The sequence below is a fragment of the Staphylococcus sp. Z5-21 genome, from assembly GCF_056529615.1.
In genome coordinates, this window is sequence record NZ_CP096462.1 from 1766799 (window position 1) to 1786341 (window position 19543).

19 protein-coding genes are annotated in these 19543 nt (G+C 33.1%); 4 read left to right on the forward strand and 15 right to left on the reverse strand.

What is annotated here, in order from left to right; translation table 11 throughout:
* Positions 1-62: 62 nt before the first annotated feature.
* The 4 genes from M1D64_RS08840 to zapA all read right to left on the reverse strand — a co-directional run bounded on the left by M1D64_RS08840 (position 63) and on the right by zapA (position 5032).
* Positions 63-2411 (reverse strand): endonuclease MutS2, encoded by a 2349-nt coding sequence (locus M1D64_RS08840; RefSeq protein WP_041080347.1) that lies wholly within the window; start codon positions 2409-2411, stop codon positions 63-65.
* A 9-nt stretch (positions 2412-2420) separates the two neighbouring features.
* Positions 2421-4133, reverse strand: coding sequence for a DNA polymerase/3'-5' exonuclease PolX (gene polX, locus M1D64_RS08845; protein ID WP_069838036.1), 1713 nt, complete (start codon positions 4131-4133; stop codon positions 2421-2423).
* A gap of 111 nt (positions 4134-4244) precedes the next feature.
* On the reverse strand, positions 4245-4766 hold the full coding sequence (locus M1D64_RS08850; RefSeq protein WP_041080344.1) for a CvpA family protein: 522 nt from the start codon (positions 4764-4766) through the stop codon (positions 4245-4247).
* A complete protein-coding gene (gene zapA / locus M1D64_RS08855; RefSeq protein ID WP_002483638.1) occupies positions 4763-5032 on the reverse strand; it encodes a cell division protein ZapA in 270 nt (89 codons plus the stop codon). Before zapA ends, M1D64_RS08850 begins: the two co-directional genes overlap by 4 nt.
* A 308-nt stretch (positions 5033-5340) precedes the next feature.
* Here zapA and rnhC point away from each other — a divergent pair, with 308 nt between their 5' ends.
* Positions 5341-6273, forward strand: a complete 933-nt coding sequence (gene rnhC, locus M1D64_RS08860) for a ribonuclease HIII (protein ID WP_069838037.1) — start codon at positions 5341-5343, stop codon at positions 6271-6273.
* A 293-nt stretch (positions 6274-6566) separates the two neighbouring features.
* Here the strand turns inward: rnhC and pheT are convergent, their stop codons facing one another.
* The 6 genes from pheT to M1D64_RS08890 all read right to left on the reverse strand — a co-directional run bounded on the left by pheT (position 6567) and on the right by M1D64_RS08890 (position 13004).
* Positions 6567-8969 carry a phenylalanine--tRNA ligase subunit beta gene (gene pheT / locus M1D64_RS08865; protein WP_210124642.1) on the reverse strand — a complete coding sequence of 801 codons (2403 nt, stop codon included), beginning with the start codon at positions 8967-8969 and terminating at the stop codon, positions 6567-6569.
* On the reverse strand, positions 8969-10027 hold the full coding sequence (gene pheS, locus M1D64_RS08870) for a phenylalanine--tRNA ligase subunit alpha (RefSeq protein WP_002483641.1): 1059 nt from the start codon (positions 10025-10027) through the stop codon (positions 8969-8971). The genes pheT and pheS overlap by 1 nt, the downstream gene beginning before the upstream one ends.
* Positions 10028-10359: 332 nt before the next feature.
* Complete coding sequence (locus tag M1D64_RS08875) at positions 10360-11100, reverse strand: TrmH family RNA methyltransferase (RefSeq protein WP_069825780.1); 741 nt, start codon at positions 11098-11100, stop codon at positions 10360-10362.
* A gap of 26 nt (positions 11101-11126) precedes the next feature.
* Positions 11127-12068 carry a M23 family metallopeptidase gene (locus M1D64_RS08880; RefSeq protein WP_002483643.1) on the reverse strand — a complete coding sequence of 314 codons (942 nt, stop codon included), beginning with the start codon at positions 12066-12068 and terminating at the stop codon, positions 11127-11129.
* A 133-nt stretch (positions 12069-12201) separates the two neighbouring features.
* Complete coding sequence (gene rpmF, locus M1D64_RS08885; RefSeq protein WP_011303391.1) at positions 12202-12375, reverse strand: 50S ribosomal protein L32; 174 nt, start codon at positions 12373-12375, stop codon at positions 12202-12204.
* A gap of 80 nt (positions 12376-12455) precedes the next feature.
* Positions 12456-13004: a YceD family protein gene (locus M1D64_RS08890; RefSeq protein WP_002483644.1), complete on the reverse strand. Its 549-nt coding sequence runs from the start codon at positions 13002-13004 to the stop codon at positions 12456-12458.
* A gap of 126 nt (positions 13005-13130) precedes the next feature.
* On the opposite strand from M1D64_RS08890, the gene M1D64_RS08895 reads away from it, so the two are divergent.
* A complete protein-coding gene (locus M1D64_RS08895; RefSeq protein ID WP_041080338.1) occupies positions 13131-14264 on the forward strand; it encodes a nucleotidyltransferase in 1134 nt (377 codons plus the stop codon).
* A gap of 564 nt (positions 14265-14828) precedes the next feature.
* Here M1D64_RS08895 and coaD read toward each other — a convergent pair.
* Complete coding sequence (gene coaD, locus M1D64_RS08900) at positions 14829-15314, reverse strand: pantetheine-phosphate adenylyltransferase (protein WP_002483646.1); 486 nt, start codon at positions 15312-15314, stop codon at positions 14829-14831.
* 1 nt (position 15315) lies between these two features.
* A complete protein-coding gene (rsmD, locus tag M1D64_RS08905; protein ID WP_041079088.1) occupies positions 15316-15858 on the reverse strand; it encodes a 16S rRNA (guanine(966)-N(2))-methyltransferase RsmD in 543 nt (180 codons plus the stop codon).
* 69 nt (positions 15859-15927) lie between these two features.
* Here rsmD and M1D64_RS08910 point away from each other — a divergent pair, with 69 nt between their 5' ends.
* A complete protein-coding gene (locus tag M1D64_RS08910; protein WP_041079087.1) occupies positions 15928-16317 on the forward strand; it encodes a DUF7147 family protein in 390 nt (129 codons plus the stop codon).
* Positions 16318-16427: 110 nt separating this feature from the next.
* Here M1D64_RS08910 and M1D64_RS08915 read toward each other — a convergent pair whose 3' ends face one another.
* The gene (locus tag M1D64_RS08915) at positions 16428-16679 is read right to left on the reverse strand and encodes a YlbG family protein (protein WP_041079085.1); all 252 of its coding nucleotides are present in this window, start codon (positions 16677-16679) and stop codon (positions 16428-16430) included.
* A gap of 131 nt (positions 16680-16810) precedes the next feature.
* Here M1D64_RS08915 and M1D64_RS08920 point away from each other — a divergent pair, with 131 nt between their 5' ends.
* Entirely contained in the window at positions 16811-17734 is a 924-nt protein-coding gene (locus M1D64_RS08920) for a glycerophosphodiester phosphodiesterase family protein (protein ID WP_041079083.1), read from the forward strand.
* Between the two features lie 130 nt (positions 17735-17864).
* Here the strand turns inward: M1D64_RS08920 and M1D64_RS08925 are convergent, their stop codons facing one another.
* Together M1D64_RS08925 and M1D64_RS08930 are read right to left on the reverse strand one after the other, a co-directional pair.
* Positions 17865-18299 carry a YlbF/YmcA family competence regulator gene (locus M1D64_RS08925; RefSeq protein WP_041079081.1) on the reverse strand — a complete coding sequence of 145 codons (435 nt, stop codon included), beginning with the start codon at positions 18297-18299 and terminating at the stop codon, positions 17865-17867.
* A gap of 17 nt (positions 18300-18316) precedes the next feature.
* The gene (locus tag M1D64_RS08930; protein WP_037538811.1) at positions 18317-19366 is read right to left on the reverse strand and encodes a CAP-associated domain-containing protein; all 1050 of its coding nucleotides are present in this window, start codon (positions 19364-19366) and stop codon (positions 18317-18319) included.
* Positions 19367-19543 lie beyond the last annotated feature (177 nt).

Consider the following 19543-nt stretch of genomic DNA (forward strand, 5'->3'; position numbering starts at 1 on the left):
ATTTCAAATGATGAAGAAATTATAACAGACTTTATACAAATCTGCATACCTCTTGCTCACAATTATTTTATTTCTACAACGGTAACGCCAAATCCACCTTCACTCGGCATACCGTTTCTATATGATGCCACATTTTTATGTCGTTTTAAATGATTTTGCACACCTTTTTGTAATGCACCTGTACCTTTACCATGAATAATGTAAACTTGCTCATAATTGCTTAATACAGCTTGATCTAAATATTGATCTACAGCAACCATTGCTTCATCATAACGATAGCCACGTAAATCGAGTTCCATTTTAATGCTTTGACGATTTTCTCGTTTAATCATTTTCGTTGGTTCCGATTTCGTTTTCTTCGTTTTTTCTAAGTCTTCTAATGGTAATTTCATCTTAATAATACCCATTTGAACAACCGCTTCATTATGATCAATCAATTCTAAAACTTCGCCTTTTTGGCCATAAGTTAGCACTTTAACTTCATCACCTGCATTGATTTCATCCCATTTTTTCTTTTGAACATTTTGTTTTAGGGATTTGGCTTCGTATTGATCATCAAGTTGTTTCTTCTTATCAATGAGCTCGTGTTCTTTTACATCGGCACCTTTTTGGTCTCTCAATTCACGCAGTTCTTTTAATATATCGTCAGCTTCTTTTGTAGCTGATTTCACACGTTGGTTCGCTTTTTCTTTTGCTTCGTTCATCAATTGTTTTTCATGATTTTGATATTGTTCATATTGTTTTGCTAAAGCATCATGTGTATCTTGTGCTTCTCTTAATAAATAATCTAACTCGATACGTTGTTCATCTACGCGTTTTGAATTAGATTCTAATGAAGCAATCATTTCATTAATTTCTTGCTCATCTTGGCCAATCATTGATTTTGCTTTTTGAATGATTTTCATATTTAACCCAAGTTTTTTAGAAATATCAAATGCATTTGAACGTCCTGGTACACCCATTAATAATTTGTAGGTTGGACTTAATGTATTGACGTCAAATTCGACACTGGCATTCATTACACCTTCTCGGTTATAGCTATATGCTTTTAACTCTGGGTAATGCGTTGTTGCCATAACTAATGAGCCTATTTCATGAACATGATCTAAAATACTCATTGCTAGTGCAGCACCTTCACTCGGGTCAGTTCCAGCACCTAACTCGTCAAATAATATCAAACTGTTTTTAGTTGTATCTTGTAAAATTTCAACAATATTCTTCATATGTGAAGAGAAAGTAGAAAGTGATTGCTCAATAGATTGTTCATCACCAATATCACAGTAAACATTTTCAAAAATACTTAATTGGCTACCATCTAATGTCGGAATAAGTATACCTGATTGTGCCATAACAATGATTAAGCCTAATGTTTTCAATGTAACTGTTTTACCACCGGTGTTTGGACCTGTAATAATAACTGTTTCAATATCTTGTGCAAATTCAATTGTATTCGCAACAACTGTTTGCTTATCAAGTAATGGGTGAAAAGCTTTTGGTAAATAAACTGTTCTATCTTTTGTAAATTGTGGTTTGGTTCCTTTAATTGAACTTGCATAGCGTGCTTTGGCTGTTAAGAAATCAATTTGGCCCATGATTGACTCTGAAATTAAACATGCATCTGCTTCTTCAGCTACTTCTACTGTCAATGCGGATAAGATGCGTTCTCTTTCAATCGCTTCATCATTTTTTAAACGGCTTATTTGGTTACTCATCTCTACAATGGATGAGGGCTCAATATATAAGGTTTGTCCAGAAGCAGACTGATCATGAACAATACCATTAAAATCTTGGCGATACTCTGCTTTCACTGGAATTACATTTCGCTCATTACGTACAGTGACAATCGCGTCAGATAGTTTCTTCTGGTTAGCTTGACTCTTAACAATCTTGTCTAAATTTTGTTTAATTCTTTGATTCGTACTAGAAATTTTACTTCTAATTCCTTGTAATTCATAACTTGCATTATCATATAAATCATAAGTATCACATTTTTGATGAATACTTTGATATAAATCTGACAATACAGGCAGTTGTTCCATTCTATCGTTAAGAATAGGGTAATTAATTGTTTCTTCTTCATTTAATAAATTATTATAAAATGTTTTATATTGATTTTGGATTTGTATTAGGCGTTTAATGACATTTAATTCGCTAACACTGAGTACACCACCGATTTTCGCTCTATGAATATACGTGGATATTTTAGCTAATCCACTTAAACTAGGCATACGATGTTTGTTATAAATTTGTGAAATCTCATCTGTTTCGTTCATTTGAAATTCAACCGTGTTAAAATCAGTTGCTGGTGCCATATCTACAACTTTTTCTTTACCTAAATCACTGATTGTTTCATTTTCTATCAATGCTTTTATTTTATCGAATTCTAAGACATTTAAAGATTTCTGTCTCATCTAATCCCTCTATTTCTTCAGTTTAATATTATTCTCAACGAATGATTTAAATTCTTCTCGAGACATTGTATTAATCACTCTATCTTTTGTAACAAATCCTTTTTGTGCAGTTGCAACACCATATTTCATAAATTCTAAATGTTCGACATGATGTGCGTCAGTATTGATTGTTAGCTGTATATTTGGATGTTTTTTAACTGTATCTGCATTTAAATCTAAACGTTTTGGATTTGCATTAATTTCTAAAATGGTATTAGTTTCTTCTGCAAGTTGACATAATTTATCTATGTCTGGTTCATAGCCAGGACGTTTACCTATAATGCGACCTGTTGGATGTGCAATATGGCGTACATAAGGGTTACGGCAAGCATTTTCCAATCTGCGCATGATTTCTTCTTGCGACTGATTAAAACTTTGGTGTATCGCAGCAATGGCATAATCTAACTTCGCTAATATCTCATCATCATAGTCTAATTGACCATCAGGTAAGATATCCATTTCTATACCTGAGTATATATCAATTTCCTTATATTTTTCATTTAGCGCTTTAATTTCTTCATTTTGACGCAATAAACGTTCAACTGATAAGCCGTTCGCAACTTTCAAACTTTGAGAATGGTCAGTAATCACCATAAATTCATAACCTTTCTCAATGTTCGCTTTTACCATATCTTCAATACTAAATGCACCATCGCTATATGTCGTATGCATATGGATATCACCATGAATATCTGTTAATTTGATAATATTATCTAAGTTTTTATCAAATTCACTTCCGTCCTCTCTCAATGCAGGTTCTACCCAATTCACTCCAAAATGTTCATATATTTCTTTTTCGCTTTGATATTGAATGATTTCCCCATTATTTTGTTCAATACCATATTCGCTTACCTTTTCGTCTTGTTCTTTAGCCAATTGTCGTATTCTAATATTATGATCTTTTGAACCTGTAAAATGTTGTAAAGTATGATAGAAAGCTGCAGGTTCAATTAACCTAAAATCAACACCTATCGTTTCATCATCATAAGCTAATTCAAGTGATACCTTAGTCTGACCTACTGCTACTTGCTTAACAATGTTAGGCATTTTTAATAATGACTGTTGAACTGAAGTAGGATGATCTGTGCTAATAATATAATCTAAATCTTTACTCATTTCTTTATATCTTCTATAACTACCAGCGACTTCGTATTTGTCTATATCCTTGACTGTAGCTAAATAGTCATTAATTTCACTATTTAAACCACGTATTTGATCGATTGGATATTTTTCTTTCTTAGCGCCTAAAGCTTTTACAGCTTCAAGGATATTCTGTTCTGTCTTTTTAGCAAAGCCACTTAACTCACTAACTTTTCCTTGTTCACAAGCAACTTGCAGTGCTTCTTTACTATCAATATTTAATTCTTTATATAGCTTTGCAATTTTTTTACTTCCAAGACCTTGTATTTTTAATAAAGGAATAAGTCCCTCAGGAACTTCTTTTTGCAATGCTTCTAATGCACTTGATTGGCCTGACTGACGATATTCATCAATCACTTCTCCTACACCTTTACCAATCCCTTTTAATTCAGTCACATCTTCAATTTCATCTAACGTACGTTCGTCCATTTCAAGACTTTGTGCAGCTTTTCTATATGCAGATACTTTAAACGTATTTTCGCCTTTTAATTCCATATAAGTCGCTATTTTTTCTAGTAATTGAATAATATCTTTTTTTGTCATTATTTTCACTCCATAAAAAAAGGTCAAGACAGATTACTGTAGCACGCATTCAGTAAATTAATTGTGTCCTGACCTCCTATATTTTATAAGACCATTCTAATCTATAACACGCTATATATTCACAACATAGTTGGATATATAGGGGATATGTAAAATTAAAAATTCTGAGATTTTCCCACTTATAAGCTGTTGTTGCACTATTTTTAATGGATACAACGAAATAGTGTAAAGCAATGTAGCACTGATAATGATTGAAGAAATCAGACTCATTATCACACCAATCACTCGACTTATGACATTAGGACGCTTAAATTTTAACACATTATCGAAAATCACTATAATACCATAACATATGATTTTAGTAAGGATCGCAATAATTAAAAATGCGATGATATGATCAAATCGTTGGTGTATATTATCAAATTGAATGGCATAATTCAAATCAAATGCACGTGTCTTGGGAAATGGTATAAATAATTCTAATCGCTGAGCAATTTGATGATAAAATCTTTGTGCAATCCATAATGAAAACAAAGTAGAAGTTAAATGCAAAGCACTTAACCAAGCACCTCTTCTAAAACCAATCATTCCAATATAAAGAAAAATAATTAGAACAATCAAATCTAAAATCATTTGTCTTCACTATTTTTCAACTGTTTTATTTCTTGTTGCAGACGAAGGTTTTCTTCTTCTAATTGAACTTTTTCATGCATAATATTGACAGCTGTAAGTATCGCCTTTCTCGTCGTATCTAATCCAGCACTTTTACTAGCTAACATTTTGAGTCTTTCGTCTACTAAATGCGCAACGTAACGGATATGCTCGGGATTGTCCTCACCGACAATAGTATAATGTTGATCATTTATAGTTACGTTAATCCGATTTTTAAACTCGCCCATATCATAACTCCTGACTTTTTAATATATTTCCGAACTTATTTTCCTATTTGTTTCAATTAAGTATGTAATTTAGTATTTTAGAATATTCACGAACCATTATACACGACATAATATTATTTTGTAAGAGGTGAGAATTGTTATATAAGAAATATTTGTTATTAATGCTATTTTTTATCGATAACAATTAAAATTTTCTTTCAATAATTAAAATATCATATATTTATCACCTAACACCACTTACATACATATGATATGATGTTCAATGTCTAAATACATAAGTTATTCATATAAAAAGTGAGGTACCGTACATGACAAATATTGTACATAAATTAACCAATTCAGATATACAGCAATTAATGTCAAAAATACCCTTTGAAACATCAAAGCTATCCCGAGGTATGAAAGCAAAAACAAAATACAAGGGAACTTCTATTTCAATATATAATTCAAACAAAGTGATGTTTCAAGGCAAGGATGCAGAACGTATCGCTGCACAGTTGTTGCCTAATGTTACTAAATCACAACCATCCAATAAGAAAGCTTCAACAACCAAACAAACGATTTCATATAACCAATTTCAATGTATTGGTAGTGATGAGGCAGGAAGTGGCGATTATTTCGGACCATTGACCGTATGTGCTGCCTATGTCTCACATAAAAATGTACAAATCTTGAAAGCGCTAGGCGTCGATGATTCGAAGAAATTAACAGATACAAAAATTGTTGAATTAGCCGAACAGCTCGTTACCTTTATCCCCCACTCATTATTGGTCATGAATAATGAGAAATATAATGAAAAGCAAAAGGCGGGCTGGTCTCAAGTTAAGATGAAGGCTGTATTGCATAATGAAGCGATTAAAAATGTCACTCAAAAAATTGATACCACTGAATTAGATTATATCGTTATTGACCAATTTGCCGAAGCAGGTGTTTATAAACGTTATGCCTTAAGTGACTTACCATTCAGTGATAAAACGAAATTTGAGACTAAAGGTGAATCAAAATCCATTGCAATTGCAGCTGCAAGTATTATTTCAAGGTATGCATTCGTTAAACATATGGATCATTTAACTCAATCAGTTAAAACAGACATTCCTAAAGGAGCGAGTAATAAAGTAGATTTAACTGCAGCTAAAATAATTGAACGCAAAGGCATAGCTTACCTTGATTCTATTTCCAAGAAACATTTTGCCAATCGCAAAAAAGCTGAAAATTTAGTTCAAAAAAAATATAATGATTAAATAGAAAAGCGCCTTAGACATAAATAGATGTCTAAGCCGCTTTTTCAATTGGGGAGTAGATGACTGAATTGAAATTGTAATGTCTCACTTCTTATGCAAAAGCATCAGTATGCCACGTAAAAAGTCTAGTTAGACTTATGCATACGCTTTAGCTCAAATAAACCTTTATCCGAGTCATCCTTGCCTTGATTGCATAGGTGAGACTTCGAAATTTCTATTAGAAAATTTGATTTCTATCCTACTCCCTTATCTTATATTACAAAATCAAATCTAAAATATATGTTTGTGAATCATTATCTAATCGTTGCACCCTCTGATTTTAAAGCCTCTAATATGGCTTCATGTACAGCGTTCACTTTATCATCCGTTAATGTTTGTTCAGTGTCTAAATAAGCTAAATGGATTGCGATTGATTTTTCATCTTCTGCCATATTTTCACCTTCATAGACATCGAAAACTTCTGCTTCTTGTAAAATATTGCCACCATGTTCATGAATGATGTTTACTAATTTGGCTGATGGTGTCGCACGATTAACCACTAATGCGATATCTCTTGATACGCCTGGGAATCTTGGAATTGCTTGATAATTAATATAACCAACAGATACTGACATTAATTTATCAAAGTTTAATTCAAAGACATACGTGCGTTTTAGGTCATAGTCCTTTTCAGTTTTAGGATGTAGTTCACCTACGAAACCAACAATTTCGCCATTTAATTTCACATAAGCTGTTCTACCTGGATGCAGTCCATTTATTTCTCCAGCTTCATATTCAAATTGGATATCTAGCTTTTCAGCGATTCTATCAACGATACCTTTAGCAACGAAGAAATCAATCGTTTCTTTTTTACTTTGCCAGTGATTAACTGTATAATCACCTGTTAAAATACCGCTTAAATATTCTACTTCATCAGGAAGTTCATCCTCACCATTCGCAAAAAATACGCTACCTAATTCATATAATCGCACATCGCTATTTTTACGTGCCACATTATAAGCAACTGCATCAATTAAATGCGGGATTAAACTTTGACGTAAAGTTGAGTGAGCTTCACTCATAGGCATGAGTAAGTCAATTGTTTCACGTTCTTGTAATGCAAAATCTTTTGCTCTGTCTTTATCTACAAGTGAATAATTAATTGCTTGGTTTAATCCAGCACCTTCTAATGTCGCTTTAATTATTCTTGATTTAGATTGTCTATCTGTTAACGCGCCATGTGTTACTTGATCAAATACAGGTAATGTTGAAGGGATTTCATCATAACCATAGATACGTGCGATTTCTTCAATTAAATCTTCCTTAATTGAAATATCTTTACGACGTGAAGGCACCATGACAGTGAGTACATCTTTATTTTTAGTTGTTTCAAAACCTAATTGAACAAATATAGATTCAATATCTTCAGCACTGAGTTCAAAACCGATTGTTTGATTCACTTTTGAAACTGAAATATCAATTGGTGTAACGAAAGATCCAAGTTCACCTTGAGAAACACGTCCTTGTGCTACTGAACCGCCAGCATAGGTTTGTAATAAGTAACAAGCTCTATCAACGGCCTCATCTACAAATTCAGTTGCAATACCTTTTTCGAAGCGACTAGATGCTTCACTTCTTAAGTTCAATCGACGTGATGTATGTCTTATGGATACTGGATCAAAAATAGCGCCTTCTATTACAACGTGCTTCGTTGCTTCTGTAACTTCAAAGAAATCTCCGCCCATTACACCTGCAATCGCAATAGGTGTTTCTCCATTTGTTATAACAATGTCATTTTCTTTTAGTTGACGTTCCTGGTTGTCTAAAGTTGTCATCTCTTCATCAGCTTTAGCTTGTCTCACTTCTATATGTTTGGAACCAATTTGGTCTTGATCAAACATGTGCAACGGTTGACCGTATTCAATTAATACATAATTAGAGATATCTACAACATTATTAATTGGGCGAATACCAGCTTTGATTAAACGCATTTGCATCCACTCTGGAGAAGGTGCAATTGTTACATTTTTCACTACGCGTGCACTGTAATATGGTACTTTATCTTCATTTTGAATGTTGACACTAATTTCATCATTCGTTTGATCACTTGTTTCTGTACTTTGTGTTTCAGGTTTCGTCATTGGAACATTATATAGTGCAGCAGTCTCATAGGCTGTACCAATCATACTTAATGCATCTGCTCTATTTGGTGTTAAATCAAATTCCATCACTTGATCATTTAAATATAATGCATCTAATGCATCTGTTCCCGGTTTAACTTCAGTTGAAAATACAAATATACCATCTTCAAATTGTTTCGGTACTAAATTACTAGGCACCCCAACTTCTTGTAATGAACAAATCATACCTTCAGAACGTTCGCCACGTAATTTCGCACGTTTGATTTTCACACCACCAGGTAATCTGCCACCAACACTTGCAACGATCACTGTTTGGCCTGCATCTACATTCGGCGCACCACAAACGATTTGTACTGGCTCCGCTTCACCAATATCAACTTGGCATATATTAAGTTTATCGGCATCTGGATGTGCAGCTATGGATTGTACATAGCCTACTACAAGGTTTTTAATCTCTTTTGTATAATCAATAATATCGTCAACTTCAATTCCAGTACGTGTAATACGTTCTGCAAGTACATTAACTGGTTCATTAATTTCTACATATGACTCTAACCATTCTTTAGAAATAAACATTATTTTTCACCTCTGTCTTCTACTGCTTTAAATTGACTTAAGAAACGTACATCATTTGTATAGAAATGACGTATATCTTCAATACCATATTTCAACATAGCGATTCGATCTGGTCCCATACCAAAAGCGAAACCAGTATATTTATTTGAATCAAAGCCTGCCATTTCAAGAACGTTAGGATGAACCATACCAGCACCTAATATTTCTATCCAACCCGTATGCTTACATACGTTACAACCTTCACCTTTACATTTGAAACAAGATACATCAACTTCAACAGAAGGTTCTGTAAATGGGAAATAGCTAGGTCGTAAACGTATTTCTCTATCTTCACCAAATAGTTGTTTAGCTAATAATTCTAAAGTACCTTTCAAATCGCTCATTTTAATATTTTCATCAACAACTAACCCTTCAATTTGAGTGAATTGGTGACTATGTGTCGCATCATCAGAATCACGACGATAAACCTTACCAGGACATAAAATTTTAACTGGGCCTTCACCATTGCGTTTTTCCATTGTTCTAGCCTGTACTGGAGATGTGTGTGTACGCATTAAAATTTCATCCGTTATATAAAAACTATCTTGCATATCTCTGGCAGGATGTGATTTTGGTAAGTTTAACGCTTCAAAGTTATAATAATCTTGTTCAACTTCAAAACCATCAACAATTTCATAACCTAAACCTAAAAATAAATCTTCAATTTCTTCGATGGTTCTTGTGAGCGGATGTTTAGCACCAATCGCAATTTTACGACTTGGTAATGTTACATCTATTTTTTCTTCTTTCAATTGTTGCTCTAACTGCTCATTACCCAGTAATTCATGACGTGCTTGAATTTCCTTTTCAATCGTTTGTCTAACTTCATTTACTTGTTGACCATATGCAGGTTTCTCTTCATTCGGTAAATCTTTCATATGTTTCATCAATCCAGTAACTGAACCTTTTTTTCCTAAATACTTAACCTTTACATCCTGTAACGCTTTTTCATTTTGAGCTTCATTAATATCGACTAATGCCTGCTGCTTGATTTCAGCCATAGCTTCTGTTTGTGCCATACTTAGCCCTCCTACTTGAATTTTAAGTTGTTATATTTATATTTTAAAATTGCATAAAAAAAGACTTCCATCCCTTAAAACTGGGACGAAGTCTTCCGTGGTACCACCCAAATTTATGCCGTAGCATACACTTGTTGTCATTGATAACGGAAATGATTTCCGACTTAAATTTCTTTAAGTAACCAAAAAGGTGAAAAAAACTAACTACATCGGATTATCTTTCAGTCGTGGATAATCTCCCTTTTACTTCTGTATCTATTTAGTTTACGTCTTTTTATGGGTTCATATTTAAATATCATTACATTTATTATATACGATGATTTATGATAGGGTCAACCTTTCAAATGATACATCACAATACTACCTGCTATTGCAACATTTAAACTTTCTGCTTTACCATAAATTGGAATTGTTAGATTTTGCGTTGTTTGACTGAGTAATTTGTCATTAACGCCTTCACCTTCATTACCTAAAAGTAAAGCAAATGTCTCTTGACTAGGTATTTGATTATATACAACTGCATCTTCTAACGCAGTCCCATAAACATCGCCCTCAAAATCAGCAATAAAACCACTTAACTCTGTCGTTAAAATAGGTATGTGAAATACACTACCTTGACTTGCACGCATTACTTTATCTTGATACGGATCTGCAGTTCCTTTTTCTAACACGATTAAATCTAAACCTGCAGCATCAGCTGTACGGATTAACGTACCTAAGTTACCTGGGTCCTGAATACAATCTATTAATAACACTTGCTTCGCATTAGTAGTTTCGTAGATAGGTTTCTCAATAACAGCAAAGAATCCTTGCGGTGTCACAGTTCCCGATAATACTTCTGCAACTTTTAAATTAATTTCAAATACTTCTTCTGCATAACTTATCATATCATCTTGTATTCTATCTGCATCAACAACATAGAGCTGTTGAATCTTGATATTACTCTTATAAGCTTCTTCTATAAGATGATAACCTTCTATAAGCGCAAGGCCAGTCTTATCTCGCTCACGCTTTTTCTTTAATTTATTTGCATTTTTTATTTTATTATTTTGTGCTGAAGTTATTATTTCCATAACATAGCCTCTTTATATATTTATTTTCAACTTTTGAATAGGTGTGTAATGTTCGAACGTATGCCTTTTGCTAATTTAGACAATTCGTGTTTTTCTTTTACCACAATACTATCACCTTTATATGTTACTATATCACCTTTGACAGGCGCTGTAACATTTTGAAATTGAATTTTTAATGTTTGTGTCGCTTGAATATGCTTATCTTTCATAACTTGAAAGTGTATATGTGGCTCTGGTGTATTACCTGAATTACCAACTTCTGCTATGTGTTGTCCTCGCAATAGCATATCACCTTTTTCAATCTTAAAAGAATATGGTTTAATATGTGCAATCATACTATATTCATTACGCCCATGTTTAATAATAATATAATTACCTTCTGGATGGACAGTATTACTATCACCGGGTAAGTTATCTGGTATACCATCTACAATCGCCTCTACTACCCCATTTGCTGGCGCTACGATTGATGTTCCATAGCTATAGTAATTCTCACATTCATTTGGATTTCCTTTATATGTATAACCATCTTTAACTCTCACTAAATCTAAAGCATGACGTTGTTGTTTAAATCGATGATGGTCATTCGTTAATTCATTATCTCCACCCCAATAAACTAAGCACGGTTCTTTAATTGGAATGGTATAGCTATATTTAGTATGTTTCGCATTATGGTTATGACCAATTGGTAATAAGGACATTCCAACAATCTCTTGGTACTTATTTAATGTGACACTTGCACCTGTAGCCATTTTATTATCAAACCAAATGTACTCATCTTGTCGATTAATATTGAGATGTCTATATAAATTATTTTCGCCTCTAAGTGCATTATAATTACTTAGTAATTTCTCAAGTTCTTCAAAAGATGAAACTTCTTGAAATGATTCACTAAAATGATGATAAAGCCACTGCGCATCGTGATCTTCAATTTTATTTATAATTATTTGTGCATTTATCGTTTCCATATGATTCACACAACCTATCAGTTGAATATATAGAGTAACTATCTCTAAAATAAAAAATCGTTCAAAAATTATCAAGTGAATAATTAATGAACGATTAGATTAGGCTATCATATAGCCTAATAATTAAATGAAATTATTTTGATACAACGTCTTCGCCTTTGTATGAACCACAGTTCTTACATACACGGTGAGATAATTTGTATTCTCCACAATTTGGGCATTCAGTCATACCAGGTACTGAAATTTTAAAATGCGTACGACGTTTATTTTTTCTTGTTTTAGACGTTCTTCTTTTTGGTACTGCCATGATAATCCTCCTTATATTCAAACACTAAATAGATAATTTCAGATTCAATAATCCATTATACTATAGATTATCTAAATCCGCTATTGCTCTTCGTCATATAATTGTTGTAGTTTTTGAAGCCTAGGATCGATTTGCTCTGATTCAGCAGATGCTTTATCTTTCGCAATTTCAACCGCTTGTTCTTCGTCAATAACTTCCCAACCATTACCTTCTCGTAACATCTGATCGCTTTCTTTTGAAAAAACGCGCATTGGTTTTTCAATAATAACTAGTTCTTCAGCAATATCTTTTAGATTTATCATACCGTCTGTTGCATCATGGTAATGTTCATCTTCATCTTCATCATTTTCAAACTGCTCATATCCTTCTAAATCAAAAATCTCTTGAGACTTGATATCAATAGGAACTTCAACAGGAACTAAAGTACGTGCACAAGACATCGTATACGTCCCAGTCAAATGCATATCTGCAATGACTTCACTTGATCTGACGGTTAATTCACCTTCAACATCAATATCTGATAAATCTATTAAATCTAATGATTTTACTAAATGATCAAAATTAACCGTTTGATGGAATTCAAAAGGTTTATCTTGGAATTTTCTTAATTGTGTTATTGACCATTTCATATGGCTTCACCTCTAACAAGCACAAAATTTATTTTAACTTTATAGATATAAGTTGTCAAGATTTTTTCTTAACACAGTTACATCTGTTACAATATCTATAATGAATTCTGAAAGGAAGAATTGCAAATGAAAAGCGTTGCACTAGTCACTGAATATAATCCCTTCCACAATGGTCACTTATACCATGCCCAACAATCAAAGTCAATAACCAACTCTGACATTTCCATAGCAATCATGAGTGGAAACTTTGTGATGAGAGGCCAACCTGCAATTTACAATAAATTCACTCGTGCAAAAATGGCATTGTGTGCCGTAGACCTTGCCGTAGAGCTTCCAGCTTATGCATCAGTGTCTGCAGGTCAATATTTCGCAAAAACAGCTGTGCAGATAGCAGATTATTTAAATGTTTCTCATTTATCATTTGGAAGCGAATCGGGTAATATGGATGACTTTCTATCATTGGCACAGTCTATTGATAAAATTGAGCAATCACCTCTATTTTTAGAAAAATTAAAAGAAGGCAAAAGCTACCCAAGAATCTTAAGCGAACTGATTACTGATAATGACTTGCTATCATCGCCCAACAATACATTAGGCCTTTCTTATGTGAGAGCAATCCAAACATACGCACCATCAATACAACCATGGACGATTTCCCGATTTCAGTCTGCCCATCACGATAATGAAATCTCTCACCAAACATTTGCAAGCGGCACTTCTATTCGTCAATCATTAATGAATCAAACGGATCATTGGAAAGATGTCGTACCATCTGAGATACATAAGCACTATGAACGACCTCATATCTCTATTGAGGATACATTCAATTATTTAAAATATGCAATTTTAAGCCAAGATGCCACATCATTAGCACAGATTTATACCATGAGTGAAGGCATTGAAAATCGCATACTTCAAACTATTGAACGAGCGACAAGTTTTGAACATTTAATGACACTATTAAAAACGAAACGTTATACCTATACGCACATTCAGCGTTTACTTATGAATATACTTTTAAATTTTAAAAAATATGATGAGCCTGCGTCAATTAACGCTGTGCGTATCCTAGGCATGTCTGAACGTGGACAACAGTATTTAAAACAAATTAAAAAATCGTTTCCAGAAAGAAACTTTGTGACGCAAGTCAATAAACAAAACGCAAATTTATTTACTAATGAGATACATGCTACTAAAATTTACAACCTTATTTCAGGCCAAACTGCAAACGACTTTAATACACCAGTGATACGGATTTGATACGGATTAAAATACCAAGCATGGTCATTTAGCTTTGCAATTGCATAAGGGAGTGGGACAGAAATCAGCTTTTTAATAATGATTTCGTTGTCCCGCCCCCACAAGGCTGACTAGAATGCTAAAAAACATGCTTGTGTGCATTTAGCTTCAGTCAGCTACTGTGTAACACTAACCAACAAGTTGGTAAGCTACTTTGGTTTACAATTGCCTTGCAATTGCATAAGAACCACTAACCAACAAGTTGGTAAGCTACTTTGGTTTACAATTGCCTTGCAATTGCATAAGAACCACTAACCAATAAGTTGGTAAGCTACTTTGGTTTACAATTGCCTTGCAATTGCATAAGAACCACTAACCAACAAGTTGGTAAGCTACTTTGGTTTACAATTGCCTTGCAATTGCATAAGAACCACTAACCAACAAGTTGGTAAGCTACTTTGGTTTACAATTGCCTTGCAATTGCATAAGAACCACTAACCAACAAGTTGGTAAGCTACTTTGGTTTACAATTGCCTTGCAATTGCATAAGAACCACTAACCAACAAGTTGGTAAGTGGTTCTTTATCATTTTTTAAACTTTTCGTTTAACGCTTTTTCAACATGTACAGGTACAAAGTCTGAAACGTTTGCTTTATATGCTGCAACTTCTTTCACAACGCTAGAACTGATGAATGAATAATTTGTACTCGTCATCATATACATTGTCTCTACATTGCTGTTTAATTTTTTATTCATTGATGTAAGTCTTAATTCATATTCAAAATCACTCACAGCTCTTAATCCTCTTATAATCGTTTCTGCTCCAATTTTGTCACAAAAATTGACTAATAAACCATTGAAATGATGAACTGTTACGTTATTCAAATGTTTCACTGATTCTTCAATCAGCGCGATACGTTCTTCTATTGAAAATGTGCCTGACTTACCACTATTTTTCAATACACAAATATGTAGTTCATCAAAGCGATCCGCACTTCTATCTATGATATCGATATGACCATATGTAATCGGATCGAAACTTCCTGGAATGACTGCTTTAGTTGTAGACATATTAATCTCCTTTTTTTAATAACAAAGTGTCTGTCAAACCATAATGATAACGTTTTATCTCATGGAATGGCTCCGTTTTGATTTTTTCATGATGTTTAAACTCACAAACGATAATACCATTTTCTTTTAATAAATTAAACTTTGCAATACCTTCCAATGCTTCATCAATTAACCCTTTTTCATAAGGAGGATCTAAAAATATTACATCAAATTGTATTTCTCGTTTGGCTAAGGCCTTTAAAGCACGATCAGCATTGTTTTTATATACTTCTGCTTGTGTATCAATATTAAGGTTTTTTAAATTTGCTTTAATGACTTTTACAGCTTTAAAATTTTGATCAACAAATATCATTTGGTCAATGCCTCGAGATAATGCTTCAATTCCAAGTGCTCCACTACCAGCAAATAAATCAAGACCAATGCCAGAAACTTCGTGTAAACTATTAAATATACCTTCTTTTACTTTATCCATTGTCGGTCTAGTATTGCGTCCTTCTAAACTCTCAAGCGCCTTACTCTTATGTATTCCAGAAATTACTCTCATATGATTTACACTTCCATTCTCAAAATATATTTTATATAATGCATACTGCAGATAAGGAGGCATCGTATTTTGAAACAATCATTTATAAAGCTCGGAGAAGGCCTTACAGATTTATTCGAATTTAATACATTAATAGAATATAACCACCAACGTATAGCACATATCGTTTATTTTCATTCTCCAAATTGTGCACACGCACGTTCATCTGTCGCTATCATCATGCAACCAACCAGTGAACAACATTTCCAAGCAATGTATATTATGCTTAACGCAGTGAAATACCCTTACCCTGATTCCAATAAAAAATTTGAACTGATAAATAACCAGGCTGAAAAATATCACGTCAATATAAAAGCTGTTGACGTCCAGCCCACCGAACGATTTCACGACACTGAATTATATTTTAATTATTTAACAAGTGTCTTGCGCTTACAAAGATGGATTCCACCTTTGCAATAATATAACAAAAAGCCACTATAGCTATTGCATATACTATTGTGGCTTCCCTATTGTTAACGCTGATATAGCAACTGCTTCAGTCAGTATGCAGCAGTATCGTTAAGTTCATATTATAAAACTTCATGCTGTTCTTTCTCATAAACTTTCTTCAAATATTTATAAGGTGAACCTTCAACATGCTTCACGTATTTTAATCTCATTAATTTATCAACAATTTGATCCGCTTCGTCTTCATTAATGTACATGACAACAAATCTCTCTTGTCCATTAGTACTGACAATATGCCCGAATTTACGTACTTGTCTTTCATGCTTCATATGTTTTAGATATATAATTATACTTGTTCTTGGTACAATATTCATTTATTCATCACTCCATTTATTAGCTATTATATAATATCATGGCTTTTCCATTTTATAAATAATAATTATTTTGATGTAGCATGAACTTTTGCTATATTACTCTATATACCCAAATTTGAGGAGGAAGGCTCGTGACAAAAATTAATAACATAATTAAAGCTGGATTTTTAGGCACAGTCGGTTTGGTAGGAAGTTTAATTTTTATTAATAAATATAAAACACAACCGCATAATCAAAGTATACCACCTTTCTTTTCTAGAACTGCACCATATATTTTTGCACATCGAGGTGGTATGGCTGTCAGACCAGAGCAAACTAAGCTTGCTTTTGATAATGCAGTCGCACATGATATAGATGGTTTTGAAACAGATGTCAGACTTACGAAAGACCATAAACTTGTAGTATTTCATGATGCTACTGTTGATCGTACTACAAATGGATCAGGTAAAGTATCTGAACATACTTTAGCAGAATTAAAACAACTAGATGCAGGTTATCGATTCACCGATATTAATGGTACTAAAGTTTATCGTGGACATGAAGATGCCAAAATATTATCATTTGATGAATTATTAAAACATTATCCAAATCAATTAATTAATGTGGATTTAAAAGATGACCCCAAAAGCAAAGAAGGTGAATTAGCGCCAGAAATCATTTATGAAGTCATCGTTGCACACCATGCACAAAAACGCGTTTTAGTGACAAGTTTTCACAGTCAACAAATTGAAAGATTTAATATAATTAGCCATGGTACTGTGGCGATTGGTGCAAGTCAAAATGAAGTAGCTGAAGGCGTATTGAAATTCTTCACAGGTCTTGGCAATACTTTCCAACCTCGTGCGAATACGTTTCAAATGCCTGTTTCTTTTAACGGGATTAAGCTAACATCGCCCAAGTTTATACAATGGTTAAACGAACGAAATATTGTTCCAGGCTACTATGGTGTTAACAATTTAGATATGATGAATGATTTAATCTTTTATGGTGCACATACCTTAGTCACTGATCGACCTGATTTAGCAGAAAGATTTAAAAATACGTATCCCAAATAAATATTATAAAATAAACGACAAGTGCTATTTACAATGATTTCAATATCTGATTAAATTCACAAAAAAGGAGGCAGAGTCCTGTTAGCGCTCTGCCTCCTTTACTATTTTCTTAAAAATTCCAATCTATCTTTTATAATGAACAACCACATGAACCGCCAGTGGCACAACCACCTGATTCTTTTTGGAAAAATGGATTGCCCGCTTCAATCTTCACATTCTCAGAAACTGCGTAAGCAATTTTCACAATAACTTGATCTATCAATTCCTGCAAAGCAACTTCTTTTTGTTTATAATCCATCACTACATCAAGCATTTCATATGCACGTTTACGTATACGTGTTTCTAACATGACACTTTGATAATCTGGATGATATTTACCAAACCGCATAATTTCATCATATTTTTCTTTAGATTTTAAGAAAGCTTGATAAAGTAGATGCGCTTCATCATCATTGGCTAATGTCTGTTCAGCTGTTTTGTATGCTTTATATAATCGAGATTGTAATATTTTATCACTGAGCATTTCTATTTCATCTAGCACTGTTAAAGTTTCTTCTGTAATCATCGTCGTCCATCTCCTTTCTATTTATCCTCTACGAAAATAAGTGTGTAATAACCATTTGTTACTTCGCCACCCATTTCATTATATTTTGAATTTAACATCCTTGATCTATGGATATCCGAATTTAACCAACTATGAATCAACGTAGGTACTTCATTAAAATCATATCCTACGTTTTGACTCGTGGAGACAAATGATATTTTTTGTTCATTCAACTGTTGTTTTAAAGCATCTTCTGTAAATTCAACACTATCAGTCCCTGTAGCTTCATACAAGTTAAATGATGCAATATGAGCTATATCATTGTTAATTTTAAGTGGCTTGGCATCCTTTAACTTTCTCATTTCATTTGTAATTTCATATAATGTCATCAATTGATTTGAATTTTGCTCATAGGGCAAATCATCATGCTCACTTTGAACTTCTTTATCTTCTTGAGAACTTAACATTTGATATGGTTTAAAGGCTGCTAAGGCTTCGCTATCTAAATATCTAACAGCTACAATTTCATTTGATTGTTGGTCAATATAAATTTGTGCATAAATATTTTTAAACTTTATAAGTGTTTGCGTCTTCATATCTAAATCAGATAATTCAAGTTCATATTCTTTACCATCAACTTTAATCGTTGGTTCAGGATTAATACTGTATTTCTCAAAAACATGTGATGCATTATCGGAAATCTTTAATGGATCAACTTTTGCATCTTTACCAGTTGCGTACACAGATTTAATAATATTATGCTTTGTTGTAACAAGATAATATTGATTATGCTCTTTAAATATATAATTTTTAAAATCACCTTTATATGAATAAACCCGTTCAGCTTGCCCATATGTATTTGTAAGTTTTTTTAGGTTTTGACCTACCCACGTACCGATACCTTCTTTTGGCATCGGATTTTCAACTGATTCCTCATTTTTATTAATATTTTCATTTTGAGTAGTCTTCGTTGAATCTTTATTAGGATTCTCCAAAACATCAAACTTTAAACGTGGTGAGTAAAAAAGGTAAATCAAGAAACATATTAATAACAGTACACCAATAATTTTAATTATTAATTTTTTCATCGCTCACCCACCTATACTTCTCTTTCATTTATTGTACATGTTTCAATATATCACAAACAAGGCATGCCGTCGTAATATTAGAAGTATATTGTAAAATACGACAGATTTTCAACATATTACGCTCTATTACAAATTAAGGTAATACACAACTCAACTTTGGGTATACTATGAAATAAG